The following is a 20,958-nucleotide window of genomic DNA, read 5'->3' as shown; positions in this document are numbered from 1 at the left end:
GGCGGCGCAAGTCGCGGCCTGACATCAACAACTTCCCACGATATCCTGAACCCATGTCGATCTGGACCCGCATATCCGACGCGCTTGCGGCGCTGGCCAACGGCGAAAGCCTCTCGGAGGTTTTCGAGCGCCTGCGCACGCCCCCCGAACGCTCGGTGGCCTTTGCCATCGCGGTGATCGCACTGGGTGCGAAGATGGCCAAGGCCGACGGGCGGGTGACGCGGGACGAGGTGACGGCCTTTCGCGAGGTGTTCCAGATCGCGCGCGAGGACGAGGCTGGGGCGGCGCGGGTGTTCAACCTCGCCCGCACGGATATCGCGGGCTATCGCGAGTATGCGCAGCGCATCCAGCGGATGTTCGAACGCGACCCGGACACGCTCTCGGACCTGATGGAGGGGCTGTTCCATATCGCCATGGCGGATGGGCTGTATCATCCTGACGAGGACCAGTTTCTGGCCGATGTCGCCGAGATCTTCGGGATGAGCGAGCAGCAGTTCGCCGCCATGCGCAGCCGCTTCGTGCCGGATGCCAAGCCCGACCCATACACCGTGCTGGGCGTGACCCCTGACATGCCGCCCGACCAGATCCGGCAGGCGTGGCGCAAGCTGGTGCGCGAGACGCACCCGGACAGCATGATCGCGCGGGGGGTGCCGGAGGAGGCGATCAAGCTCGCGGAGAAACGGATGCGCGACATCAACAGGGCGTGGGACGAGATCAACGGCGCGGTCACCTGATGCGGCTGGCCACCTACAACGTCGAATGGTTCGCGAACCTCTTTGACGATGAGGACCGGCTGCTGGCCGACGGGGGCTGGTCGGGGCGGCACGACGTGACCCGGCAGGATCAGGCCGAGGCCATCGCGGTGGTGCTGACGGCCATCGACGCCGACGCGGTGATGATCATAGAGGCGCCGAACTCGGGGCGGCGGCAGAGCACGGTGCGGGCGCTGGAGAACTTCGCAAAGACCTATGGTCTGCGCCAGCACAGCGCCGTGATGGGGTTCGCCAACGAGACCCAGCAGGAAATCGCGCTGCTCTACGATCCTTACAAGCTGGATGCATGGCATGATCCGCGGGGCGACTTCGCCGCGCCGCGCGACGGGGACGAGCCGCCCCGGTTCGACGGTGTCTTCCACATCGACCTCGACATCGACGCGACCGAGGATCACGTCCGCTTTTCCAAGCCGCCGCTGGAGCTGACAATCCGCACGACCACGGGCACCGAGTTCCGGATGATCGGGGCGCACCTGAAATCAAAGGCGCCGCACGGGGCGCGGGGGCATGACGCGATCATGCGGGCGCAAATCTCGAACCGGCGCAAGCAGCTGGCGCAGGCGATCTGGCTGCGGGCCCGGCTGCAGCGCCATCTTGATGCGGGCGAGCCGGTGATCCTTGCGGGCGACCTGAACGATGGCCCGGGGCTGGACGAATTCGAGCACCTGTTCGGGCGGTCGTCGGTCGAGATCCTGCTGGGCGACGACATGTACGACCCCCACGCGCGGATGGCCCTGCAGCAGAGGATCGGGGCCACGCCTGTTTCGGCCCGGTTCTGGCTGCCGACGCAGCAGCGCTATCTGCAGGCCCTGCTGGATTACATCATGGTTTCGCCCGACCTGATGGCCCGGGCCCCGGCCTGGCGCATCTGGCATCCCTTTGACGATCAGCGGTGTTACGCAGTGCCGGAGTTGCGCGAAGCCTTGCTTACGGCCTCCGATCATTTCCCGATCACGCTCGATATCGACCTCTGAGCCCTTAACGCGGGGCCTGCATCGGCCTATATTGGAGTCATGCGACAGATTGTGCCCCTGATCCTCACGATGGCGCTTGCCGCCAGTCCCGCCCTTGCCACCGGCGAGGAGGAAGAGGGCGATGGCCGCTCGAAGATCGAGGAGGGGATGCACCTGTTCTTCCGGGGTCTGAAGGAAGAGATGTCGCCCGCCCTGCGCGATCTGCAGGGGGTGATCTCGGAATACGGCCCCAAGATGCGCGATTTTCTCGAGGAGATGGGCCCCGCGCTGGGGCGTGTCCTTGACGAGGTCGACGACTGGAGCCGCTACGAGGCGCCGGAGATGCTGGACAATGGCGACATCATCATCCGCCGCAAGCCCGACCCGTCAGACGATGCCGACCCCGACAGTGGCCCGGTGCCGCGCGAGGAAGACCCGCCGCCGGTGACCGAGCCGCAGGATATCTGATCAGCTTGCTGTCTTGACCTGAACCTCGGCGCCCAGCGTCTGGGCGAGGGACATGAGCCGCGCCTCGGCCACTTCGCCAAAGAGGGGGCGGGCATGGTCGTGCAGGGTGAGCGTCAGCACCTTCTTCTTGGGCTGCCAGTTGAATTCGCCGATCTGCTCGTCCTTGTGCATCCAGAGCATCGCGCCGAAGCGCATCGCCTTGCCGAGGATCTCGGCCTGGTGCAGGTCGCGTTCGTCCAGCAGCTTGTAGAGCGCCTCGAAGCTCGTGCCTTCGCGCTTGTTCTTGTAGCGGTGCAGCAGGGCGAGGCCGAGGAACACGCGCTCGGAGTGCTTGAGCCCGCCGAGGTTGGCGCGGGTGGCGTTGTCGAAACAGGTCTCGGCCCGGTAATCGGGGTGGGCGCGCCAGCTGACGTCATGCAGCAGGCAGGCGGCCTTGATCAGGCGTACGCGCGCGGGCGGGGCAGAGCGGAACAGCGGCATGACGAAGTCGAAGAGCATCTTGCCGAAACCGGGCAGGCGCGCGTCCTTCTTCTCGGCAAAGCGGCAGGCCTCGATCAGCGGATCGCGGTCGCGCAAGCGCTGCGGCATCTGTTCGTAGAGCAGCCCCTCGCGGATGCCGTAGCTGGAGACGGCGATATCCTTGGGACCGAAGGTGCGCACGAGCCGGGTGAGCACGTCCATCGCCAGCGGCACCAGCGCCATGCGGGCCGAGGAGATGCCGCAGGCGCTGCGCAGCTTCTCGTGGTCCTGTTCCTCGATGTAGCGGGCGGTTTCGCGCACCGCGGTCGCGGTCATGCGGTATTCGTGCAGGACCTTCAGGGGATAGCCCCGGCGCTGCATGTCGATGCGGGCGATGGCGCGCCAGCTGCCGCCGACGAGGAACAGGCGGTTGTGCTGTTCGCCCATCGTCTGGGCCAGTTCCGTCATCACGGCCTTGATGTAATCCTTGCGGCCCTTGCGACCGCCCTTCAGCCCGCCGAGCTTGAGCGGCCCGAGCTGCGAACTGACGCGGCGCCCGACGCGGCCGTCGTGGATCTCGGCCAGTTCCATCGACGAGCCGCCGATGTCGCAGACCAGCCCGTAGGATCCGGGCCAGCCGAGCAGCACGCCCTGGGCCGAGAGTCGTGCCTCTTCCTCGCCGTCGATCACCCAGATCTTGAGGCCGGTCTCGCGCTCGACCTGCGCGCAGAACTCCGGGCCGTCCTCGGCGTCGCGCACGGCGGCGGTTGCGACGGCGGTCAGCGGGGGGAGGTCGAGGCCATCGGCGAGGCAGCGGAAGCGTTTCAGCGCGGCGAGGGCACGCTCGCGGCCCTGCGGGTTCAGGCGGCCCGTTTCGGACATGCCCGCGCCAAGGGCGCACATGATCTTTTCGTTGTAGAAGTAGGCCGGCGAGCGCGCCGCGCCGTCGAACACCACCAGACGGACCGAGTTCGAGCCGATATCGACCACGCCCACGCGCGCGAGCGCATGGGTGCTCGGGTCGTCAAACAGGGGGCGGCCAAAGGGACCCCATTCGGATGGCGCGGCTTCGGATTGCAAGGTCATGTCATCCCCGGTCTGGCCGGGACAAGATGATGTATGGGGCAGGGGTGGTCAATCGTTGAATGCCCCGGCCCGGTGCGGTTTGCCGCCGACGTAGGGGCAACCGGAACCGGCCTCAATCCTCGCCATGCGTCAGTTTCGGGACGTCCGCCGCACCTGCCGAACCCCGGCCCGAGAGCGAGGGGTTTTCCATGAAGAAACGGTGGCAGTTGAAGGCGAAGGCCCCGTCCGGAACCGGCGCGCGGGTAAAGCTGCCATCCGGCGCCATGACCCAGCTTTGCGCCACGTCGGCGAGGTTCGCCGCGAGGATCTGGCTGACGATCTGGGCCTTTACGGTGGCGTTGTTGATCTCGACCAGAGTCTCGACCCGGCGGTTCAGGTTGCGGCCCATCCAGTCGGCGGACGAGATGAACACGCGGGCCTTCTTGCTGGGCAGGCCGTGGCCGTTGCCGAAACAGACGATGCGGGAGTGTTCGAGGAAGCGGCCGACGATGGACTTGACGCGGATGTTCTCGGACAGGCCCTTGATGCCCGGGCGGACACCGCAGATGCCACGGATCACGAGGCTGATCTTCACCCCGCCCTGGCTGGCCTTGTAGAGCGCGTCGATCACCTCGGGGTCGATCAGCGAGTTCATCTTGGCCCAGATCTCGGCGGGCTTGCCGGCCTTGGCGTGTTCGATCTCGGCGTCGATCAGCTCCAGCAGGCGCGGCTTGAGCGAGATCGGCGAGATCGCGAGGTTTTCCAGCGCCTCGGGCTGGGCGTAACCCGAGAGGTAGTTGAACACCTTGGTCGCGTCGCGGCCAAGCGACTTGTCGCAGGTGAAGAAGCTGAGGTCGGTGTAGATGCGCGCGGTGATCGGGTGGTAGTTGCCTGTGCCGTAGTGGGTATAGGTGACCAGCTGGTCGCCCTCGCGCCGCACCACGGTCGAGATCTTGGCGTGGGTCTTGAGATCCATGAAGCCATAGACGACGTGGGCGCCCGCCCGTTCCAGCCGCCGCGACTGGCGGATGTTGGCGGCCTCGTCGAAGCGGGCCTTGAGCTCGACCAGCGCGGTGACCGACTTGCCGTCTTCTGCCGCCTCGCAGAGGGCGTCGACGATGGGCGAGTTCTTGGAGGTCCGGTAGAGCGTCTGCTTGATCGCCACCACGTCCGGATCGCGCGCCGCCTGGGCGAGGAAACGGATGACCATGTCGAAGGTCTCGTAGGGGTGGTGCAGCAGCATGTCCTTCTGGCGGATCGCCGCGAACATGTCGCCCTCGTGGTCCTGCACGCGCTCGGGCACGCGCGGGGTGAAGGAGGGCCAGAGTAGGTCGGGGCGGGAGTCGATCACCAGCTCGCCGAGGTCGGCCATGCCGATCATGCCGTCGACCTCGATCACCTCGCTGTCGATCACGTGCAGTTCGTCCATCACCGTCTTGAGCAGGGCCTCGGGGGCGCGGGCGGAATGGGTCATGCGGACCACTTCGCCACGGCGGCGGCGCTTGAGCGCCACCTCGAACTCGCGCACGAGGTCTTCGGCCTCTTCCTCGACTTCGAGGTCGCTGTCGCGCAGCACGCGGAATTCGAAGTGATCCTTCAGCTTGTAGCCGGGGAACAGGCTGCCGATCTCGAGCAGCAGCAGTTCCTCGAGCGGCAGGAAGCGGTTCTCGCCTGCGGGCGAGGGCAGCGAGACGAAGCGGTCGATCTGCGCCGGGATCGGCAGCAGCGCCTGCAGGCTGCGGCGGTCGCGGCTGCGTTCGAGTTGCAGCGCCAGCGAGTAGCCGGTGTTCGGGATGAAGGGGAAGGGGTGCGCCGGGTCGATGGCCAGCGGCGACAGAACCGGGAACACCCGGTTCAGGAAGACGTCGTCGAGGTAGGTCTTGTCGTCCTCGGTCAGGTCGTCGCGGGTGAGCAGCGAGATACCCGCCTCTTCCATCAGGACCTTCAGCTCGCCGAAGACGCGCTGCTGCGATTGCATCAGGCGGCGCGCATCGTCTGAAATCAGGACCAGCTGTTCGGCGGGGCTGAGGCCATCGGCGGCGGGCAGGGTGTTGCCGGCATGGGCCAGCTCGCGCAGACCGGCGACGCGGACGGTGAAGAATTCGTCGAGGTTGTTGGCAGAGATCGACACGAAGCGCAGGCGCTCCAGCAGCGGCACGCGGGTGTTCTCGGCCTCTTCCAGAACGCGCCAGTTGAAGCCCAGCCAGCTGAGTTCGCGGTTATAGAATCGTCCCGGCCCCGAGATGTTCAGGTCGGGGAGTTCGACGGCCGGCGGAAACGGGCCTTCAAGGAAATCTGCATGTGTCATGCGCGTCTTATCCCGGTGTCTTGTAACCGTTTGGTGACGTCAGTTTAGTCTTTATCCGGGCCGATACCAACGACCCTTGCGGCGAGTGTCCGCGAGACCTGACGCCCCTCGGAGAGCGACAGGCGGTCGAGTTCGGCAACCGTTGCGGCAGCGGCCTGAAACGAGCGTTCCATGTGGCGCAGCAGGTACGGGATGACATCGGGTTTCGGGGTGACCTGACGGTCGTTGAAGAGCTTGGCCAGCACGGCGGAGAGCAGCTGGTCGCCCGGTGGTTCCAGCTCGGCGTGGCAGGCGGAGTCGATCCGGCTCTGGATGTCGGCGAGGGCGAGGTTCCAGTGACGCGGGGCCGGGCGGCCGGTCAGCAGCAGGGGCTGGCCGAGGGCGCGCGAGAGGTTGAAGAGGTGGAACAGCTCTTCCAGCGCGGCGGCGTCGGTGGCGATGGCGGGCACGTCCTCGATCACCGCGGGCCGGGCGGCAAGGGCGGGGATGTCCTGCCCCGGCAGATCGGCAGCCGAGAGGATGGGGGCGCCGGTCATCGTTGCCCAGACATGGGCGAGGTGGGTCTTGCCCGATCCGGCGGGGCCGCTCAGCACCAGCTGGGGCGTCGGCCAGGATCCGGCGGCGTCGATCATGGCGACGGCCATGGCGTTGGACGGGGCGACGAAGAAATCGTCGCGCCCCAGCGCCTCGCGGGCCGGAAGGTCGAAACTCAGCTGGCGCGCCATGGTCAGTAGGGGTCCTGCCCGCCGGTGCTGGACCCGGTGTAGAGCGGGCTGGACATGTAGTGCCGCACGGCGAAGCGGGCGAGCACCCCGAGGGCGGCGGCGACGGGCACCGCGACCAGCATCCCGATGAAGCCGAAGAGGGCCCCGAAGACGGCCAGCGCCAGCAGCAGCCAGACCGGGTGCAGGCCGACCGAGCTGCCCACGAGCTTGGGGGTGAGCAGGTTGCCTTCGACCACCTGGCCGATGACGAAGATACCGGCGACGATGCCGATCGACACCCAGTCGCCCCAGAACTGGAACAGCGCCAGCCCGATGGCGAGCACGCCGCCGATCACGGCGCCAAGGTAGGGGATGAAGGTGACCAGTCCGGCGATGAAGCCGACGACGAGGCCGAAGTTGAGCCCGACGATCATCAGCGCCACGGCGTAGTAGGTGCCGAGGATCAGGCAGACCGTGCCCATGCCGCGCACGAAGGCGGCGAGGGTGTGGTCGATCTCGGAGGCGAGCATGCGGATGGTCGGGGCGAGGTCGCGCGGCAGCAGTTCATCGACGCGGGCGACCATGCGGTCCCAGTCGAGCAGCATGTAGACGCTGACCACGGGCACCACGACCAGCAGAATGACGACGTTGAGCACCGAGACGGCCGAGCCGAGCGCGGTCTGCAGCAGTTGCGGGCCCTGGTCCTTGATCGCCTGACCGATGGACGAGAGGGTCTGGCGCAGGGTCGATTCCCGGTTCTGCAGCGAGGGGAAATGTTCGCCGAGGAAGGTCTGCACCCGGTCGGCCACCTGCGGCAGCGTGTTGATGAGGCCCGAGGTCTGGCTGATCAGCGTCGGCACCACCAGCAGCAGCATCAGGACGAAGATCAGGATGGCGGCGATGGTGATGACCCCGGTGGCCGCGACCCGGCTGAGACCGGCGCGTTCAAGCCGGTCCGCCAGCGGGTCGATGAAATAGGCCACCGCGCTGCCGATCACGAAGGGCAGCAGCACGTCTCCCAGAAGCCAGAGCACGGCGGCGAAGATCAGGGCCGCGATGCCCCAGTATTTCAGCTGTACCTTGACGGGGAGCGACATGGCGGGGCTCGGATCTCCGGATGGCGGTTTCATGTCACATCGCCCATGACTGCACCGGATTCAAGAGGCTCGGCGGTTTTGGCGGAGCATCGTGGCTTTGCGGTGCGCCGCGCGGGACACCAGCTTGACATCGGCGCGACCCGTCGCCCTGATGCCGGCAATCACAAGGAGTGCCCCGATGACCCGTGAATTCGACGCCGAACTGGAACAGCGGCTGGTCCGCTACGCTGCCGTGGACAGCCAGAGCGACGGGGCCTCGCCGACCTCTCCCAGTACCGAGCGTCAGCTCGACATGGCGCGGATGCTGGAGGCCGAACTGAAGGAGATGGGCGCCGAGGATGTGACCATCACCGCCTATGGCGCCGTGCTGGCGACGGTGCCCGCGACGGCGGAGGGCGATCTGCCGGTGGTCGGGTTGCTGGCGCATGTGGACACCGCGCCCGCGTTCAACGCGACGGGCGTCAAGCCGGTGGTGCATCGCGGCTACAACGGGGGCGACATCACCTTTGCCGATGCGCCCGCGCTCAAGCTCTCGCCGGAGAACTCTCCCTACCTGGCCGAGAAGGTGGGCGAGGACATCATCACCGCCAGCGGAACCACGCTGCTGGGCGGGGACGACAAGGCCGGGGTGGCCATCATCATGACGGCGGCGCGGCACCTGCTGGCGAACCCCGCGATCCCGCATGGGCGGATCCGGCTGGCCTTTACCCCGGACGAGGAGATCGGGCGCGGGGTGGATGCGAAGCTGCCCAAGGACCTTGGTGCGGATTTCGCCTATACCTTCGACGGGTCGAAGCCCGGTGAGATCGAGTACGAGAGCTTTTCGGCGGATGGCGCGGTGGTGAAGGTCACCGGCGTTGCGGCACATCCGGGCTGGGCCAAGGACAAACTGGTGAACGCGCTGCACCTTGCGGCCAAGATCGTGATGACCCTGCCGCATGTCACCATGACGCCCGAAACGACGGACGGGCGCGAGGGCTTTATCCACCTTGTCGAGATGAAGGGGCAGGCGGCCGCCTGCGAGCTGCAGTTCATCCTGCGCGATTTCGAACGGGACGGGCTGGAGGCCAAGGGTGCGCTGCTGCGGCAGGTCTGCGAGACGGTGGCGGCGACCGAGCCCAAGGCCGAGATCACCTGCGAGATCCGTCCGCAGTATCGGAACATGCGCTACTGGCTGGAAAAGGATATGACCCCGGTGGAGCTGGCGCGCAATGCCGTGCGCGATGCGGGGATGGAGCCGGTTTCGGTGCCGATCCGGGGTGGTACGGACGGCTCGCGGCTGACCGAGATGGGCGTGCCGACGCCCAACGTCTTTACCGGGATGCAGGAGATCCACGGGCCGCTGGAGTGGATCAGCGTGCAGGACATGGCGAAGGCGACCGAGGTCTGCCTGAACATCGTCCGGCGGGTGGCGGAAGCCTGAGCGCGGCTCCCGCCCTCAGCGGGGATATCTCATCGGGCGCGGCCCTGATCAGCGGAAGGCGCGGTCGATGTCGCTGCGGGTCAGCCCCATGTCATCGAGCCGGTGCTGCGGCATCTCGGTCAGTTTGCGCTGCTGGCGCTTGGTTTCTTCCCAGCGGTTGAACGCGTCGAGAAGGCGCAGCAGGACGGACTGGGACGGGGCGGTGGCCAGGCGCGGGTTGATGCGGCTGCCGGTGCGTGCGGTGGTCTGCATGATCTGAACTCCTGGTTGATGTGACCGGTGGGTCGGTTGGTGTTGAGACCAATCTGACAGAGGGCTGCAAAGCCAGCGTAAGAGCGGGCGCAAAAGTCCTCGCGACCTGCGCAAAAAAATCGTAAAAACGTGAGGGGAACGCGCAAAAACGCTTTCCCGGTGGGGAATTAGAGGGATTGCCGCTGCCGATGGACAAGCCGCTCACATTCGATCTTCGCGGGCCGTTCGGCCTGCGCGGGGCGGACGGCGGAGCGATTGTCGGGCTGTCGCGTCGGGGGCAGGCCATCCTGGCCAGCCTTGCCCTTGCCCCGGGCTGGCGGATGCCGCGCGCCACGCTGGCGGGACGGGTCTGGAGCGACCGGGGCGACGAGCAGGCGCGGGCCTCGCTGCGACAGGAGCTGTCGGTGCTGCGCCGCCACCTGCCGCAGGGCACGCTGATGGCCGACCGCGACGCCGTGTGGCTCGATCCGACGCTGAGCGCGGTGAACATGGTGGGCGAGGGGGGCTTTCTCGACCTGCCCGAGGTGACTTCGCCCTGTTTCGACGACTGGCTGAGAGATGCGCGCGAGGACCTGTCGCGCCAGTGGATCGCCGGGCGGCTGGCTGCGGGCGACGCGGCGCTGGCTGCCGGGCAGGTGGAAGTGGCCGATGCCGAGGCCCGGGCGGCGCTGGCCGTGGACGACCTCTCGGAGGAGGCGGTGGCGCTGATCCTGCGGGCGGCGGCCCGGGGCGCGCCGCGCGGTGCGGCGCTGCAGGCCTTCGAACGGTTCCGAGACCGGCTGCGGCAGGAGCTCGACGTGGCCCCCGCGCCGGAGACGCTGGCACTGGCGCAGGCGCTGAAGGGGGAGGCCGCGCCGGCTGCGGCGCCGAGCACTTCAGGCGCTGCGGCAGAGACCTCTCCGGACAGGCCGCCGAGCCTTGCCGTGATGCCCTTTGACGAGATCGGGGGCGATCCGGACGACATGTTCGCCGACGGGATCGTCGAGGAGATCACCAATGCCCTGTCGCGCGTGCACGAGTTTCAGGTCATTGCCCGGCAATCCTCCTGCGTCTTGAAGGGGACCTCGCTGGATGTCCCGCAGCAGGCGGCGCGGCTGGGCGCGGACTACCTTGTCGAGGGGACCATCCAGCGGGCGAAGGAGCGGGTCCGCATCTCGGTCCAGCTGGTCAACGGCGTGGATGGCCGCAGCCTGTGGCAGGCGCGGTTCGATGACCGGCTCGACGACCTGTTCGACCTGCAGGACCGGATTGCGGCGCAGGTGGCGGGGCAGTTGTGGCCGGGGCTGCGCTATGCCGAGATCGAACGGGCGGAGCGGCTGCCGCAGGAGCACCGCTCGGCCTATGCGCAGACGCTGAGCGCGATGCGCCATTTCTGGCTGCACCGGAAGGAAGAGAACCTGCGCGCCATCGCCCATCTGGACCGGGCGCTGGAGCTGTCGCCGAACTATGCCCCGGCGCTGGCCTACCGGGGATGGGCGCTGGCACAGGCGCCGAGCTACCTGTGGTCGGACGATCCGGAGGGAGACCGGCGCGAGGCGGTGGCCTGCGCCGACCGCGCGGCGGAGCTGACGACCGATCACGCGCCCTCGCTAGTTGCCATCGCCGCGACCTATTCGATGGCGACGCCCGATCAGGAGCGGGCGCGGCGGTTCGTCAACCGGGCGCTTACGATCGACCCCAACAACGCATGGGGCTGGATGCGGCTTGGCTGGGTCGAGACCTATTCGGCCAACTACGACGCCTGCCTCGCGGCCATCGACCGGGCCGAGGCGCTGAGCCCGCTGGACCCCTTTCGCTTCAACATGGTGATGGCGCGCGCGGGCGCATTGGTGAAGAGCAACCGCGATCCGGCCCGGGCCATCGAGCTGATCAACGAGGCGCTGGCGCTGGCCCCGGGGATGACGTGGGCCTACCGCCTGATGGTCTCGGCCTACATCAAGCTGGGGAAGGACAAGGAGGCCATCGAGATGCTGGACAAGCTGATGGCGACACGTCCGGGCCTGACCTATGCCTATTTCCTCGAGTCGATCCCGCCGGGCGCCAAGGCCTCGACCCCGTTGCTTTACGAGCGGCTGACCGAGCTGGGGATGCCGGAGAAGTAGCGCCGGGGCCCGCCCTGCAGTGCGGCAGATCTTGTCTCGCCGCCTTCAACCGCCTAGACCCTTGCAAAACCGTTTCGACCTGGAGCCGACATGCGCCTGAGCCGCTATTTCCTGCCCGTCCTAAAAGAAAACCCCGCCGAAGCGCAGATCGTCAGCCACCGCCTGATGCTGCGGGCCGGCATGATCAAGCAGGCGCAGGCCGGCATCTATTCGTGGCTGCCGCTGGGCTTCAAGGTTCTGCGCAAGATCGAGAACATCGTCCACGAGGAGCAGATCCGCGCGGGCCATATCCCGATGCTGATGCCGACGTTGCAGTCCGCCGACCTGTGGCGCGAGTCCGGTCGCTATGACGACTACGGCGAGGAAATGCTGCGGATCAAGGACCGTCATGGCCGCGACATGCTGTACGGTCCGACCAACGAGGAGATGATCACCGACATCTTCCGCGCCCACGTCGGCTCGTACAAGGACCTGCCGTTGACGCTCTACCACATCCAGTGGAAGTTCCGCGACGAGGTGCGCCCGCGCTTTGGCGTGATGCGCGGCCGCGAGTTCCTGATGAAGGACGGCTACAACTTTGACGTCGATTACGAGTCGGCCATGCGCGCCTATGACCGCCACATGGTCAGCTACCTGCGCACCTACGAGCGGATGGGACTGAAGGCGATCCCGATGCGCGCCGATTCCGGCCCGATCGGTGGCGACGACACCCACGAGTTCCTCGTGCTGGCCGACACCGGCGAGAGCGAAGTGTTCTACGATGCGGCCATCACCGACCTGACGCTGGGCGACCGCGCGATCAACTACGACGATGCGGCGCAGCTGCGCGCGATCTGCGATGAGTGGACGACGCCCTACGCCCGCACCGATGAGACCCACGACGAGGCCAAGTTCAACGCTCTCCCCGAGGCGAGCCGCCGCACGTCGCGCGCGATCGAGGTGGGGCAGATCTTCTACTTCGGCACCAAGTACTCCGAGCCGCTGAATGCGGCGGTGCAGACTGCCGATGGCGAGAAGGTTCCGGTGCACATGGGCTCGCACGGGATCGGCGTGAGCCGCCTGCTGGGCGCCATCATCGAGGCCAGCCACGACGACAAGGGCATCATCTGGCCCGAGGGCGTGACGCCGTTCCACTGCGGGATCGTGAACCTCAAGCAGGGCGATGCCGAGGCGGATGCCGCCTGTGACAAGATCTACGCCGCGCTGACCGCCGTGGGTCTGGAGCCGCTTTACGACGACACCAACGAGCGCGCGGGGGGCAAGTTCGCCACCATGGATCTGATCGGCCTGCCGTGGCGGATCACCGTGGGCCCGCGCGGCCTGAAGAACGGGGTGGTCGAGCTGACCAGCCGCCGCACCGGCGAAAGCGTCGAGCTGAGCCCGGAAGAGGCGGTGAAGAAGGTGGCCGAGATCTACGCGCCCCACCACGGCCACGCGCCGGGCACCGAGCCGATGGCGGGACGGTCTTTCCACACCTGGCTCTGAGGTCTTCCCCGAGCGATAGACGAGACAGGCGCGCCGTGATTGCGGCGCGCCTTTTTTCATGCCCGCCTTGGTCGTTCGCGATGGCCTTACAGGCGCGGGAGGGAGGGATCGGCGGACCCCGGCGCATGGCGTCGGCACATCAGGGACCCCGGTCGGCGGATTCCCGCGGAACCCTTCGGCGGTTTCGGCGTTGCTCCTGTGAACAGGGAGAAACCCCGGAGGATGACATGAGACAATCGCAATACATGATCGGCAGCGCCGTACTTGCGGGCGTTATGGCCGCCGCAAGCTGGGCGGTCGCGGTACCCGCCGGCTTCGGAACCTATGTCGACGAGATGTCCCGCTCGATCGTGGGCGCACCGGGACAGGAACAGCGCGGACCCTACTTCGATGCGATCCCCGAGGGCGCCATCCTTGTCGCCGACGAGAATGGCCAGCTGAAGGAAGTGATCGTCGACGAGAAGACCGAGGAAATCCAGCGGCTTGAAGAAGCGCAGCACGCGCTGAACTGACCCGGTCTTGCCGCGCCGCGCCCGTAGTCGGGCGCGGTGGCCTTGACGCCCCATCGGTGGCGACGCAATGTCCGCCGGATTCCAGCCCGGAGCCTCTCGTGGACAAAACGCCCCCGCCCTTTGCCCCATTCGAATGGATGATCGCCTGGCGCTATCTGCGTGCCCGCCGCGCCGAGGGCGGCGTGAGCGTGATGACGTGGATCAGCCTGATCGGCATCACCCTCGCGGTCTTTGCTCTGATCGCGACGCTGGCGGTGCGTTCGGGCTTTCGCGCTGAATTCGTCAGCACGATCCTTGGCGCCAACGCCCATGCGACGGTGACCAGCGCGGGCGAGATCGACCCGCTTGGCAACGTGAACCGGACGATCGAGGATTACGAGGCGATGGCCAAGCGGGTCGCCGAGGTGCCGGGCGTCACCCGCGCCGCGCCGCTGATCCGGGGGCAGGTGCTGGTCACCAAGGGCGGCCAGAGCAGTGGTGCCGAGGTGCTGGGCATCTCGGAGGCCGATCTGGAGGCATTGCCGGGGATCGCGCAGGCCGATGATTTTGCGGGCGACCTGACACGTTTCGGCGAGGGCATCGCGCTCGGCTCGGGCGTGGCGCGCCAGATCGGGGCCCGCGTGGGCGACCGGATCAAGGTGACCTCGCCCAACGGGTTGCAGACCGCGATGGGCACCAGCCCGCGGGTCAGCAGCTACGAGGTCGTCTACATCTTTACCGCCGGGCGCTGGGACATCGACCGTGTCCGCATCTACATGCCCTTTGCCGAGGCGCAGTCCTTCTTCAACCGCGAGGGCGTGGCCGACGAGCTGGAGGTCATGGTCACCGACCCGGAGCAGATCGATTCCGAGGTCATGCCGATCCTGCGGGCCGCGGGCGAGCAGGCGATGATTTATACCTGGCGCGACTACGCGGGCGGGTTCCTGCGGGCGCTGGACGTGGAGGACAACGTGATGTTCGTGATCCTCTCGATCCTCGTGCTGATCGCGACCATGAACATCGTCTCGGGGCTGATCATGCTGGTCAAGAACAAGGGTCGGGACATCGGCATTCTGCGGACCATCGGGCTCAGCGAAGCCTCGGTGCTGCGCGTGTTTTTCATCTGCGGCGCCTTCACCGGCATCATAGGCACCGCGCTGGGCGTCGTCCTGGGCTGCCTGTTTGCGATCTACATCGACCCGATCTTTTCCTTCGTGAACTACGTCGCGGGCGGCGGAGTCTGGGACCCCTCGATCAGGGGGATCTACGCCCTGCCTGCCGAGCTGCATCTCGATGACGTGCTCAAGGCGGTCGGTCTGTCGCTGGGCCTGTCCTTCTTCGTGACCTATTTCCCGGCGCGCCGTGCCGCACGGATGAACCCGGTGGAGGCCCTGCGCTATGAATGAGGCGGCGCTGCAGCTCGAGGGGATCGAGAAGACCTATAACCGGGGCCGTCCGGGCGAGGTGCAGGTTCTGCGCGGGGTCAACCTGACCGTGGCGCCGGGCGAGGTGGTTGCGCTGGTCGCGCCCTCGGGGGCGGGCAAGTCCACCCTGCTGCATATCGCCGGGCTGCTCGACACGCCGGACACCGGCGCGGTGCGCATCGCGGGCGAGGACATGGCAGGGCAGGGCGACGCGGCCCGCACGGCGACGCGGCGGCGCGACGTCGGGTTCATCTACCAGTTCCACCATCTGCTGCCGGAGTTCACGGCGGCCGAGAACGTGATCCTGCCACAGCTTGCCAACGGGACCAGCCGCGCCGCGGCCGAGGCGCGGGCGGCGGAGCTGCTGGGGCGGGTCGGCGTGGCGGCGCGGGCCGGACATAGACCGGCGGCGCTGTCGGGGGGCGAACAGCAGCGGGTGGCGTTCTGCCGGGCGCTGGCCAATGCGCCGCGCCTGCTGCTGGCGGACGAGCCGACCGGGAACCTTGACCCCGGCACCTCGGACCAGGTCTTTGCCGCGTTGATGGAACTGGTGCGGGGCACCGGGCTGTCGGCGCTGATCGCCACGCACAACCTTGACCTCGCCGCGCGAATGGACCGGGTGTTGCGCCTGGAAGACGGTCGGCTGGGCGCCTGAGAGGGGCCTTGATCTTGGCCCGAGGAACGGGTCAATCTTTGCCGACAAGCCAGCAGACTATCCCGGGTTCCCTCCGGGACGACCCCGGAGAGACCGATGAAAGCCCGCTATGCGCTGATCATTCCCTTGCTCGCGGTGGTGGCCGCCTGTGCCGCCGAATCCATGCCGGAACCTGCCGAGGGGGCCGCGCTGTTCTCGGAGAACTGCGTGGGTTGCCACGGCAGCGATGCGCATGGCCGCAAGCTGGCCACCGGGACGGTCGCGCCGGACCTCACCAAGATCAGCGCGCGCAATGGCGGAGTGTTTCCCAAGGCCGCGGTGATGTCGCAGATCGACGGGTTCGCGCGCGGCAACCATCCGGGAGAGGTGATGCCCGAGTTTGGCGAATGGCTAAAGGGCGACCTGATCCCGGTCGAGGTGGACGGGGTGCTGACCCCGACGCCGCGCCCGCTGGCGGCGCTGGCGACCTATCTGGAAAGCATCCAGGTCGAATAGAAAAGCGCCCCGCGGGGCGGGGCGCTTTCCTGTGCCTTGGGTTCTGTCAGCTGAGCTGCTGACGGAACTGCCAGGCCGACGACTTGAGCCGGATCTGGCCATTGCGCGGGGTGACCGAGCGCAGTTGCAGGCGGACACGGTCGTGGGGAATACCCAGCGCGTCGTTGACCTGAACCTGCAGCAGGACGCCGCCACGGGCCTCCTTGGCCTCCTGGATGATGCCAAGCACCTGGCGATCCGAGGACATCACCACCATCCCGACGAGCGACTTCATGGTGACGCTCTTGGGCACGCCGCCGGTGGCGGCAAAGCCGAAGCTGTTGGTGGTGCCACTGGTTCCGGTCCCGTTGGTGCCGGTTCCATTGGTGCCGACATCGACGCCGACATCCACGCCGACCCCGGTGCCACCGACGCCGACGCCGACATCGGCCCCGATACCGCCGGTGCCTCCGACCCCGACGCTCGCATCGGCGCTGACACCGCTGTCGCCGCCGATCCCGACGTCGGCATCGGCACTTACGCCGCTGTCGCCACCGATGCCGACATCAGCACTTGCGCTCACGCCGCTGTCGCCGCCGATGCCGACATCGGCACTGACGCCGACGCCATTGTCACCGCCGATGCCCACGTCCGCACCGATCCCGATATCCGCGGCGGCACTGGTTGCGAATGCGCCGGCAGCCAGAATTGCGCAGGCTGCAACGTGGCGCGTTAAGTTGTTGGAAAGACAAAACATTCGTCTACCTCGTTGACAGTTTGATCGCCCCTACCCGAGGTAAAGGGTGCGAGGTTAATGCGGCAGCTTCATGCCGGAGTTGCCTTAAAGTGTGTATTGTTTCCGTTCTGTCTTTCGGAAAGGGAGTTCCGCCAATAACGTCCCGAAATCTATGAAAACTTTTCTGAAGAAAATGACTTTGATTTAATTGGGTAACTAAATCTTGCCACATTTGTTAAGCGAAATACGGCGTCCTGAGGTGGTGGGGGGCACAAAAGTGATGTCCAGGATACATCATTTTTCGGGGGTTCCTGGGCGGGAGAATCGGAGGGAAAGAACACGTAAGGCGTGTGTACTGGTCGCGAGGTGATTACGGAAAATCATGTAAATACAGTACTTTGACCTTTTTCTGCATTGCCAAAAAGGTAAGTTTAACCTGTATCTATTTTAAATATGAAGTTTTTTTAAACATCGTTTGCCTGCAAATCTAATTGCAAATAATGCCGTGCAATTTTTCCGTTCGACAGAGAAGTGACACATTTCAAACAAACTTGTTTCGTCTCATTAACCTTGCAGGTCGAGTTCCAGTGATGGAAAGGGAATGCAATGCAGTTCAAGCCAAAAGGCCACGTTTTCAGGGCTTTCGCCAGAAATGAAGAGGGAACCAGTACCGTCGAATTCGTCATTATCTTTCCGGCGATCCTGGTTCTGATCCTGACATTCGTTGCATTGAGTACGTACATCGCAACCATTAGCGATGTGCAGCAGGTCGCCTCGGAATTGACGCGGCAATCGCTGCGATATGTCGATGCAGGCGAGGACGATACCCAGCTCTGTGCGACGCTGAATTCCGAGATCCTGCCAGTGATCTCGCAGGAGTTCGCCTTTGCCGACAGCAGCCGGATCAGCGGTCTGAGCTGTTCCATCGGTGCAGGGCAGGAGAACGTCTCGGTCAGCGTGACCTACGATCTCAACGGTCATTACATCCAGCGGTTCGGATCGTTCCTCGGGCTCGATGTGGATGTGTTTACCCGCCGGGGCTACATGAGGCTGTAACCGATGGACGTTCCGCGATTTCCTTCTTTGTCGTCGTCGCTGCAGAGGTTCCTTGCCGGAACCTCGGGCGCGATATCGGTGGGCTTCATCATCCTGTTGCCGGGCCTGCTGTTGATCGCGGGGATCGCGGTGGACTTTGCCATCCTCAACGCGCAACGCAAGTTCGTGCAGTCGCAGGCGGACATGGCGGCGCTGACGGGCATCCGCAACCTCAGGTCGCGCCAGGATGTGCTGGACACGGCAAGCGAAACGATCCTGAGCGAGGTGTTCTTCGACATGCGCGCGCCGCGCCACGACGACATCCTGTTCGGGCGCTTCGAGAATTACGATTTCGTGGCCAGCGCGGATCAGAACAGCCTCGAGAACGTCTCGGCCATCTGGGTCAGGACCGCCTCGCCGGCGGATCTTGTCGTGCTTGACCGCTTCTTTACCGACACAACGCCGGTGATCCGGCGCGCGGCCATCGCGCAGGCCAAGCCGGCCGTGGATTTTACCCTGTCGAACTGCCTTGCCTCGCTGAACCTGCTGAACGGGATGCTGCAGCCGATCCTCGGTGCCCAGTTGGACGTGCTGTGTTCGGGCCACGGGGTCCGCATCAACGCCGCCGAGCTGCTGGAGCGCATCGCCATCAATGCCGAGGCGGCCAGCCCGGATACCACCTATGGCGACATCCTCGACATGGAGCTGACGCTGGACGAGGTCCTGCGCGAGGCGCTGATCCCCGAGGGGTTCGGGATCGGCACCGGCCCGCTTTCGGGGGAGGCCCTGAGCCTTGGCAGCTTCCTCTACCTGAGCGAGGGGCTGCGGGATCTCAAGGTCACCTCGCCCCTGCCGCCGCTGCAACTGAACGTCGCGGACCTGGTCTTTGGGTCGGCCGAGGTGCTGGGCGAGCGGATCGTCGATCTGGAGCTGACCGCCGACCTTGGCAGTGCGGGGGAGGTGCCCCTGTCGTTGCAGATTTCCGAACCGCGCCAGGTGGTGCTGGGCGCCACCCCCGGCGACGAGGACGCGGTGGCGCGCACCGCGCAGATCCGGCTGGAGGCCGATGCGATCCGGCTGCTGAACCTGCTGGACGTGGGCCTTGCGCTGGACGTGGCGGCGGCGGCGGCGCGGCTCTCGGGCGATGGGGAGCATTGCATCGGCGACCCGGAGCTGCGCGCCGCGGTGTTCACGCCCACCCGGTCGAGCCTGCTGGAATTGGACATCGACGTTTCGGTGCTTGGCGTTTCGCTGACCGGCCTGCTGCCGCGCGTGACGCAACTGCTGAGCGTCGTGGGCGTGGAGGAAGAGGTGACCTTCACCCACGAGGAGGTGGCGGCGCAGGAGACCAAGACGCTGGAGGTGGCTGCGGGCGATCTGGTCGACAACGCCGTGGCGATGGTCTCGCGGCGGCTGGCGCTGCTGGTGCCCAACGCGGGAAGCCTTGTCGACGCGGTGCTGCAGGACCTGTTGGGCCTGCACCTTGCGGAGGCCCATCTCGAGGTTACCGGGATCTCCTGTTCGACCAAGCTGGCCGGTTAGGTCAGTCGCAGATGCCTTTCACCTCGGCGCCCTTCCACGGCAGGTAGACGTCGGACTCGCGCTTGCCGTTCCGGGGCAGGTCGGCCACCGGCATAGCCACTTTCAGCATGTCGTGCAGGCGCTGGGTGCGCGCGGCCTCGGGCGCTAGCGAGCGGCAGCAGACGTATTCCTCGACAATCGCTCCCTGCTGTTCGTAGCCGTAGTCGAGGAAGTTCGGCGCGCCCTCCAGATCGAAGAGGTAGGGGTCTTCCTTGTTGCCGTGCTCGGCGGCGGCGCGGAACGGGCTGTAGCCCGTGCGCTCGCGGTTCTGCCACTGCCAGACATGGGTCATCTCGTGCGCGATCAGCATCGCGGCGGTGAGGTGGATCGCGTCAGGGTATTCTCTGAGGTAGTCCTCGGTGTACCAGTCGCGGTCGAAGAAGACCCGGTTGAACAGGGTCACCGCGACGGGCTTGGCGGTGACGATGGCCTCGGTCACCGGCGGCAGGATGCGCTCGCGGCAGGTGACGCGCGGGCGGGGCTTGCGGTGGAAGGTGACGGCGCCGACCGGGGCGCCCTCGACCAGCCGCACCTTGGAGAGATCCAGCTGGTCGCCCTGTATGGTGTGTGCAAACGCCATTTCGGACGGGGTGAGCGGGCGACCGCAGGCGAGCAGGGCGCAGAACAGCGCGAGGGCAAAAACGGTTTTCATGCCGAGAAGTTAGAGCGATGCAAGCGACTCGGGTAGGGGGACGATGGACGGAGTGGCGAATTCCTTGGTCGCAGCGCTCAGAGACTGAGCGCGAGCACCCGGCTGATTTCGGTCAGCGACCGGCCGGACTGGTCCATCCACGTGTTGAAGGCGTTCTGGACGGCGGTCATCGACGATTTGGACCCGGGGGGCTTGTCGATGACGCCCTCGGCGATCAACCGGGCGGTCACGTCCTTGGACAGGATGAAGCTGTCGACGCCGGAGAAGCGCATGGCGTATTGCCCCGTGGTGCCGCCGAGCCGCGCGCCGCGTGTTTTCAGCAGGTCCAGCAGGCCGATGTAGTCGCTCGCCGGCCAACCGCCGAACACTGCCCCCGCGCCGCCCCGGTCGCGCAGTTCCAGAAGAAAGGCGGCGTTGTCGCGGACCGAGGCGATCTTGGTGCCGTTGCGCACGATGCGCTCGTCCCGCAGCAGGTCGTCGAACATCTCGTCGTCCATCATCGCGCAGCGTCCGGCATCGAAGCCTTGGAAGGCGGCCTCGAACCCGTCCCACTTGGCCTCGATCACTTTCCAGTTGAACCCGGCCTGAAACACGCTGCGGGCAAAGGTGGCAAGCCAGCGGTCCTCGGGGATGGCGGTGAGCTCGTCTGTCGGTTTCGGCTTGCCCAGCCGCGCCTCCAGCGCCGCCTCGCCGCCGTGGCGACCGGCTGCAATTCCGAAAATTTCGTCAAAATGGTGCATGGCAGCCCCCTGAAACATGCGCATGTTGCCATTTTGTTCTAATATTGCAACCGAAAATTAACGATTGCCGCGGGTCCTCGC

The 20,958-nt window shown here is 66.3% G+C and carries 20 protein-coding genes; 12 read left to right on the top strand and 8 right to left on the bottom strand.

All coding sequences use genetic code 11. The features are described from left to right. Positions 1–53: 53 nt before the first annotated feature. Genes DDT93_RS14120 through DDT93_RS14110 form a run of 3 tightly spaced genes read left to right on the top strand, consistent with a single transcriptional unit; the run spans position 54 to position 2,194 of the window. Positions 54–734 carry a molecular chaperone DjiA gene (locus DDT93_RS14120; RefSeq protein WP_109466496.1) on the top strand — a complete coding sequence of 227 codons (681 nt, stop codon included), beginning with the start codon at positions 54–56 and terminating at the stop codon, positions 732–734. Next, positions 734–1,747 carry an endonuclease/exonuclease/phosphatase family protein gene (locus tag DDT93_RS14115; protein WP_109466495.1) on the top strand — a complete coding sequence of 338 codons (1,014 nt, stop codon included), beginning with the start codon at positions 734–736 and terminating at the stop codon, positions 1,745–1,747. The genes DDT93_RS14120 and DDT93_RS14115 overlap by 1 nt, the downstream gene beginning before the upstream one ends. A 39-nt stretch (positions 1,748–1,786) precedes the next feature. Beyond that, positions 1,787–2,194: a hypothetical protein gene (locus tag DDT93_RS14110; RefSeq protein ID WP_109466494.1), complete on the top strand. Its 408-nt coding sequence runs from the start codon at positions 1,787–1,789 to the stop codon at positions 2,192–2,194. Here DDT93_RS14110 and DDT93_RS14105 read toward each other — a convergent pair whose 3' ends face one another. The 4 genes from DDT93_RS14105 to DDT93_RS14090 all read right to left on the bottom strand — a co-directional run bounded on the left by DDT93_RS14105 (position 2,195) and on the right by DDT93_RS14090 (position 7,827). Continuing rightward, positions 2,195–3,739 carry a Ppx/GppA family phosphatase gene (locus tag DDT93_RS14105; protein ID WP_109466493.1) on the bottom strand — a complete coding sequence of 515 codons (1,545 nt, stop codon included), beginning with the start codon at positions 3,737–3,739 and terminating at the stop codon, positions 2,195–2,197. A 112-nt stretch (positions 3,740–3,851) separates the two neighbouring features. Next, a complete protein-coding gene (locus DDT93_RS14100) occupies positions 3,852–6,026 on the bottom strand; it encodes an RNA degradosome polyphosphate kinase (RefSeq protein WP_109466492.1) in 2,175 nt (724 codons plus the stop codon). 44 nt (positions 6,027–6,070) lie between these two features. Then, positions 6,071–6,751, bottom strand: a complete 681-nt coding sequence (locus DDT93_RS14095) for a P-loop NTPase family protein (protein WP_109466491.1) — start codon at positions 6,749–6,751, stop codon at positions 6,071–6,073. A 2-nt stretch (positions 6,752–6,753) separates the two neighbouring features. Then, complete coding sequence (locus tag DDT93_RS14090; protein ID WP_109466490.1) at positions 6,754–7,827, bottom strand: AI-2E family transporter; 1,074 nt, start codon at positions 7,825–7,827, stop codon at positions 6,754–6,756. A 178-nt stretch (positions 7,828–8,005) separates the two neighbouring features. On the opposite strand from DDT93_RS14090, the gene pepT reads away from it, so the two are divergent. Further along, positions 8,006–9,250: a peptidase T gene (gene pepT / locus DDT93_RS14085; protein ID WP_109466489.1), complete on the top strand. Its 1,245-nt coding sequence runs from the start codon at positions 8,006–8,008 to the stop codon at positions 9,248–9,250. A gap of 48 nt (positions 9,251–9,298) precedes the next feature. Here the strand turns inward: pepT and DDT93_RS14080 are convergent, their stop codons facing one another. Then, positions 9,299–9,502: a DUF1127 domain-containing protein gene (locus DDT93_RS14080; RefSeq protein ID WP_109466488.1), complete on the bottom strand. Its 204-nt coding sequence runs from the start codon at positions 9,500–9,502 to the stop codon at positions 9,299–9,301. A 188-nt stretch (positions 9,503–9,690) separates the two neighbouring features. On the opposite strand from DDT93_RS14080, the gene DDT93_RS14075 reads away from it, so the two are divergent. The 6 genes from DDT93_RS14075 to DDT93_RS14050 all read left to right on the top strand — a co-directional run bounded on the left by DDT93_RS14075 (position 9,691) and on the right by DDT93_RS14050 (position 16,154). After that, complete coding sequence (locus DDT93_RS14075; RefSeq protein WP_109466487.1) at positions 9,691–11,604, top strand: BTAD domain-containing putative transcriptional regulator; 1,914 nt, start codon at positions 9,691–9,693, stop codon at positions 11,602–11,604. A 90-nt stretch (positions 11,605–11,694) separates the two neighbouring features. Beyond that, positions 11,695–13,089 (top strand): proline--tRNA ligase, encoded by a 1,395-nt coding sequence (gene proS, locus DDT93_RS14070; RefSeq protein ID WP_109466486.1) that lies wholly within the window; start codon positions 11,695–11,697, stop codon positions 13,087–13,089. Positions 13,090–13,316: 227 nt separating this feature from the next. Beyond that, positions 13,317–13,601 (top strand): hypothetical protein, encoded by a 285-nt coding sequence (locus DDT93_RS14065; RefSeq protein WP_157960178.1) that lies wholly within the window; start codon positions 13,317–13,319, stop codon positions 13,599–13,601. A 98-nt stretch (positions 13,602–13,699) separates the two neighbouring features. Beyond that, the gene (locus DDT93_RS14060; RefSeq protein WP_109466484.1) at positions 13,700–14,986 is read left to right on the top strand and encodes a lipoprotein-releasing ABC transporter permease subunit; all 1,287 of its coding nucleotides are present in this window, start codon (positions 13,700–13,702) and stop codon (positions 14,984–14,986) included. Beyond that, positions 14,979–15,659 carry an ABC transporter ATP-binding protein gene (locus DDT93_RS14055; RefSeq protein WP_109466483.1) on the top strand — a complete coding sequence of 227 codons (681 nt, stop codon included), beginning with the start codon at positions 14,979–14,981 and terminating at the stop codon, positions 15,657–15,659. The genes DDT93_RS14060 and DDT93_RS14055 overlap by 8 nt, the downstream gene beginning before the upstream one ends. A gap of 96 nt (positions 15,660–15,755) precedes the next feature. Next, a complete protein-coding gene (locus tag DDT93_RS14050) occupies positions 15,756–16,154 on the top strand; it encodes a c-type cytochrome (protein ID WP_109466482.1) in 399 nt (132 codons plus the stop codon). Positions 16,155–16,200: 46 nt separating this feature from the next. On the opposite strand, the gene DDT93_RS26525 is transcribed toward DDT93_RS14050, so the two are convergent. Beyond that, positions 16,201–16,782, bottom strand: coding sequence for a hypothetical protein (locus tag DDT93_RS26525; RefSeq protein ID WP_157960177.1), 582 nt, complete (start codon positions 16,780–16,782; stop codon positions 16,201–16,203). 693 nt (positions 16,783–17,475) lie between these two features. Between DDT93_RS26525 and DDT93_RS14035 the strand changes: the two genes are divergently transcribed. Both DDT93_RS14035 and DDT93_RS14030 read left to right on the top strand, forming a co-directional pair. After that, on the top strand, positions 17,476–17,925 hold the full coding sequence (locus DDT93_RS14035; protein ID WP_109466479.1) for a TadE/TadG family type IV pilus assembly protein: 450 nt from the start codon (positions 17,476–17,478) through the stop codon (positions 17,923–17,925). 27 nt (positions 17,926–17,952) lie between these two features. Then, complete coding sequence (locus DDT93_RS14030) at positions 17,953–19,446, top strand: pilus assembly protein TadG-related protein (protein WP_198654853.1); 1,494 nt, start codon at positions 17,953–17,955, stop codon at positions 19,444–19,446. 1 nt (position 19,447) lies between these two features. On the opposite strand, the gene DDT93_RS14025 is transcribed toward DDT93_RS14030, so the two are convergent. Both DDT93_RS14025 and DDT93_RS14020 read right to left on the bottom strand, forming a co-directional pair. Continuing rightward, on the bottom strand, positions 19,448–20,137 hold the full coding sequence (locus tag DDT93_RS14025) for a hypothetical protein (protein ID WP_109466477.1): 690 nt from the start codon (positions 20,135–20,137) through the stop codon (positions 19,448–19,450). Between the two features lie 77 nt (positions 20,138–20,214). Next, positions 20,215–20,877 carry a DNA-3-methyladenine glycosylase I gene (locus DDT93_RS14020; protein ID WP_109466832.1) on the bottom strand — a complete coding sequence of 221 codons (663 nt, stop codon included), beginning with the start codon at positions 20,875–20,877 and terminating at the stop codon, positions 20,215–20,217. Positions 20,878–20,958 lie beyond the last annotated feature (81 nt).

Source organism: Albibacillus kandeliae (assembly GCF_003116585.1).
GTDB lineage: Bacteria > Pseudomonadota > Alphaproteobacteria > Rhodobacterales > Rhodobacteraceae > Albibacillus > Albibacillus kandeliae.
This window is presented reverse-complemented; position numbering and strand designations above follow the sequence as displayed.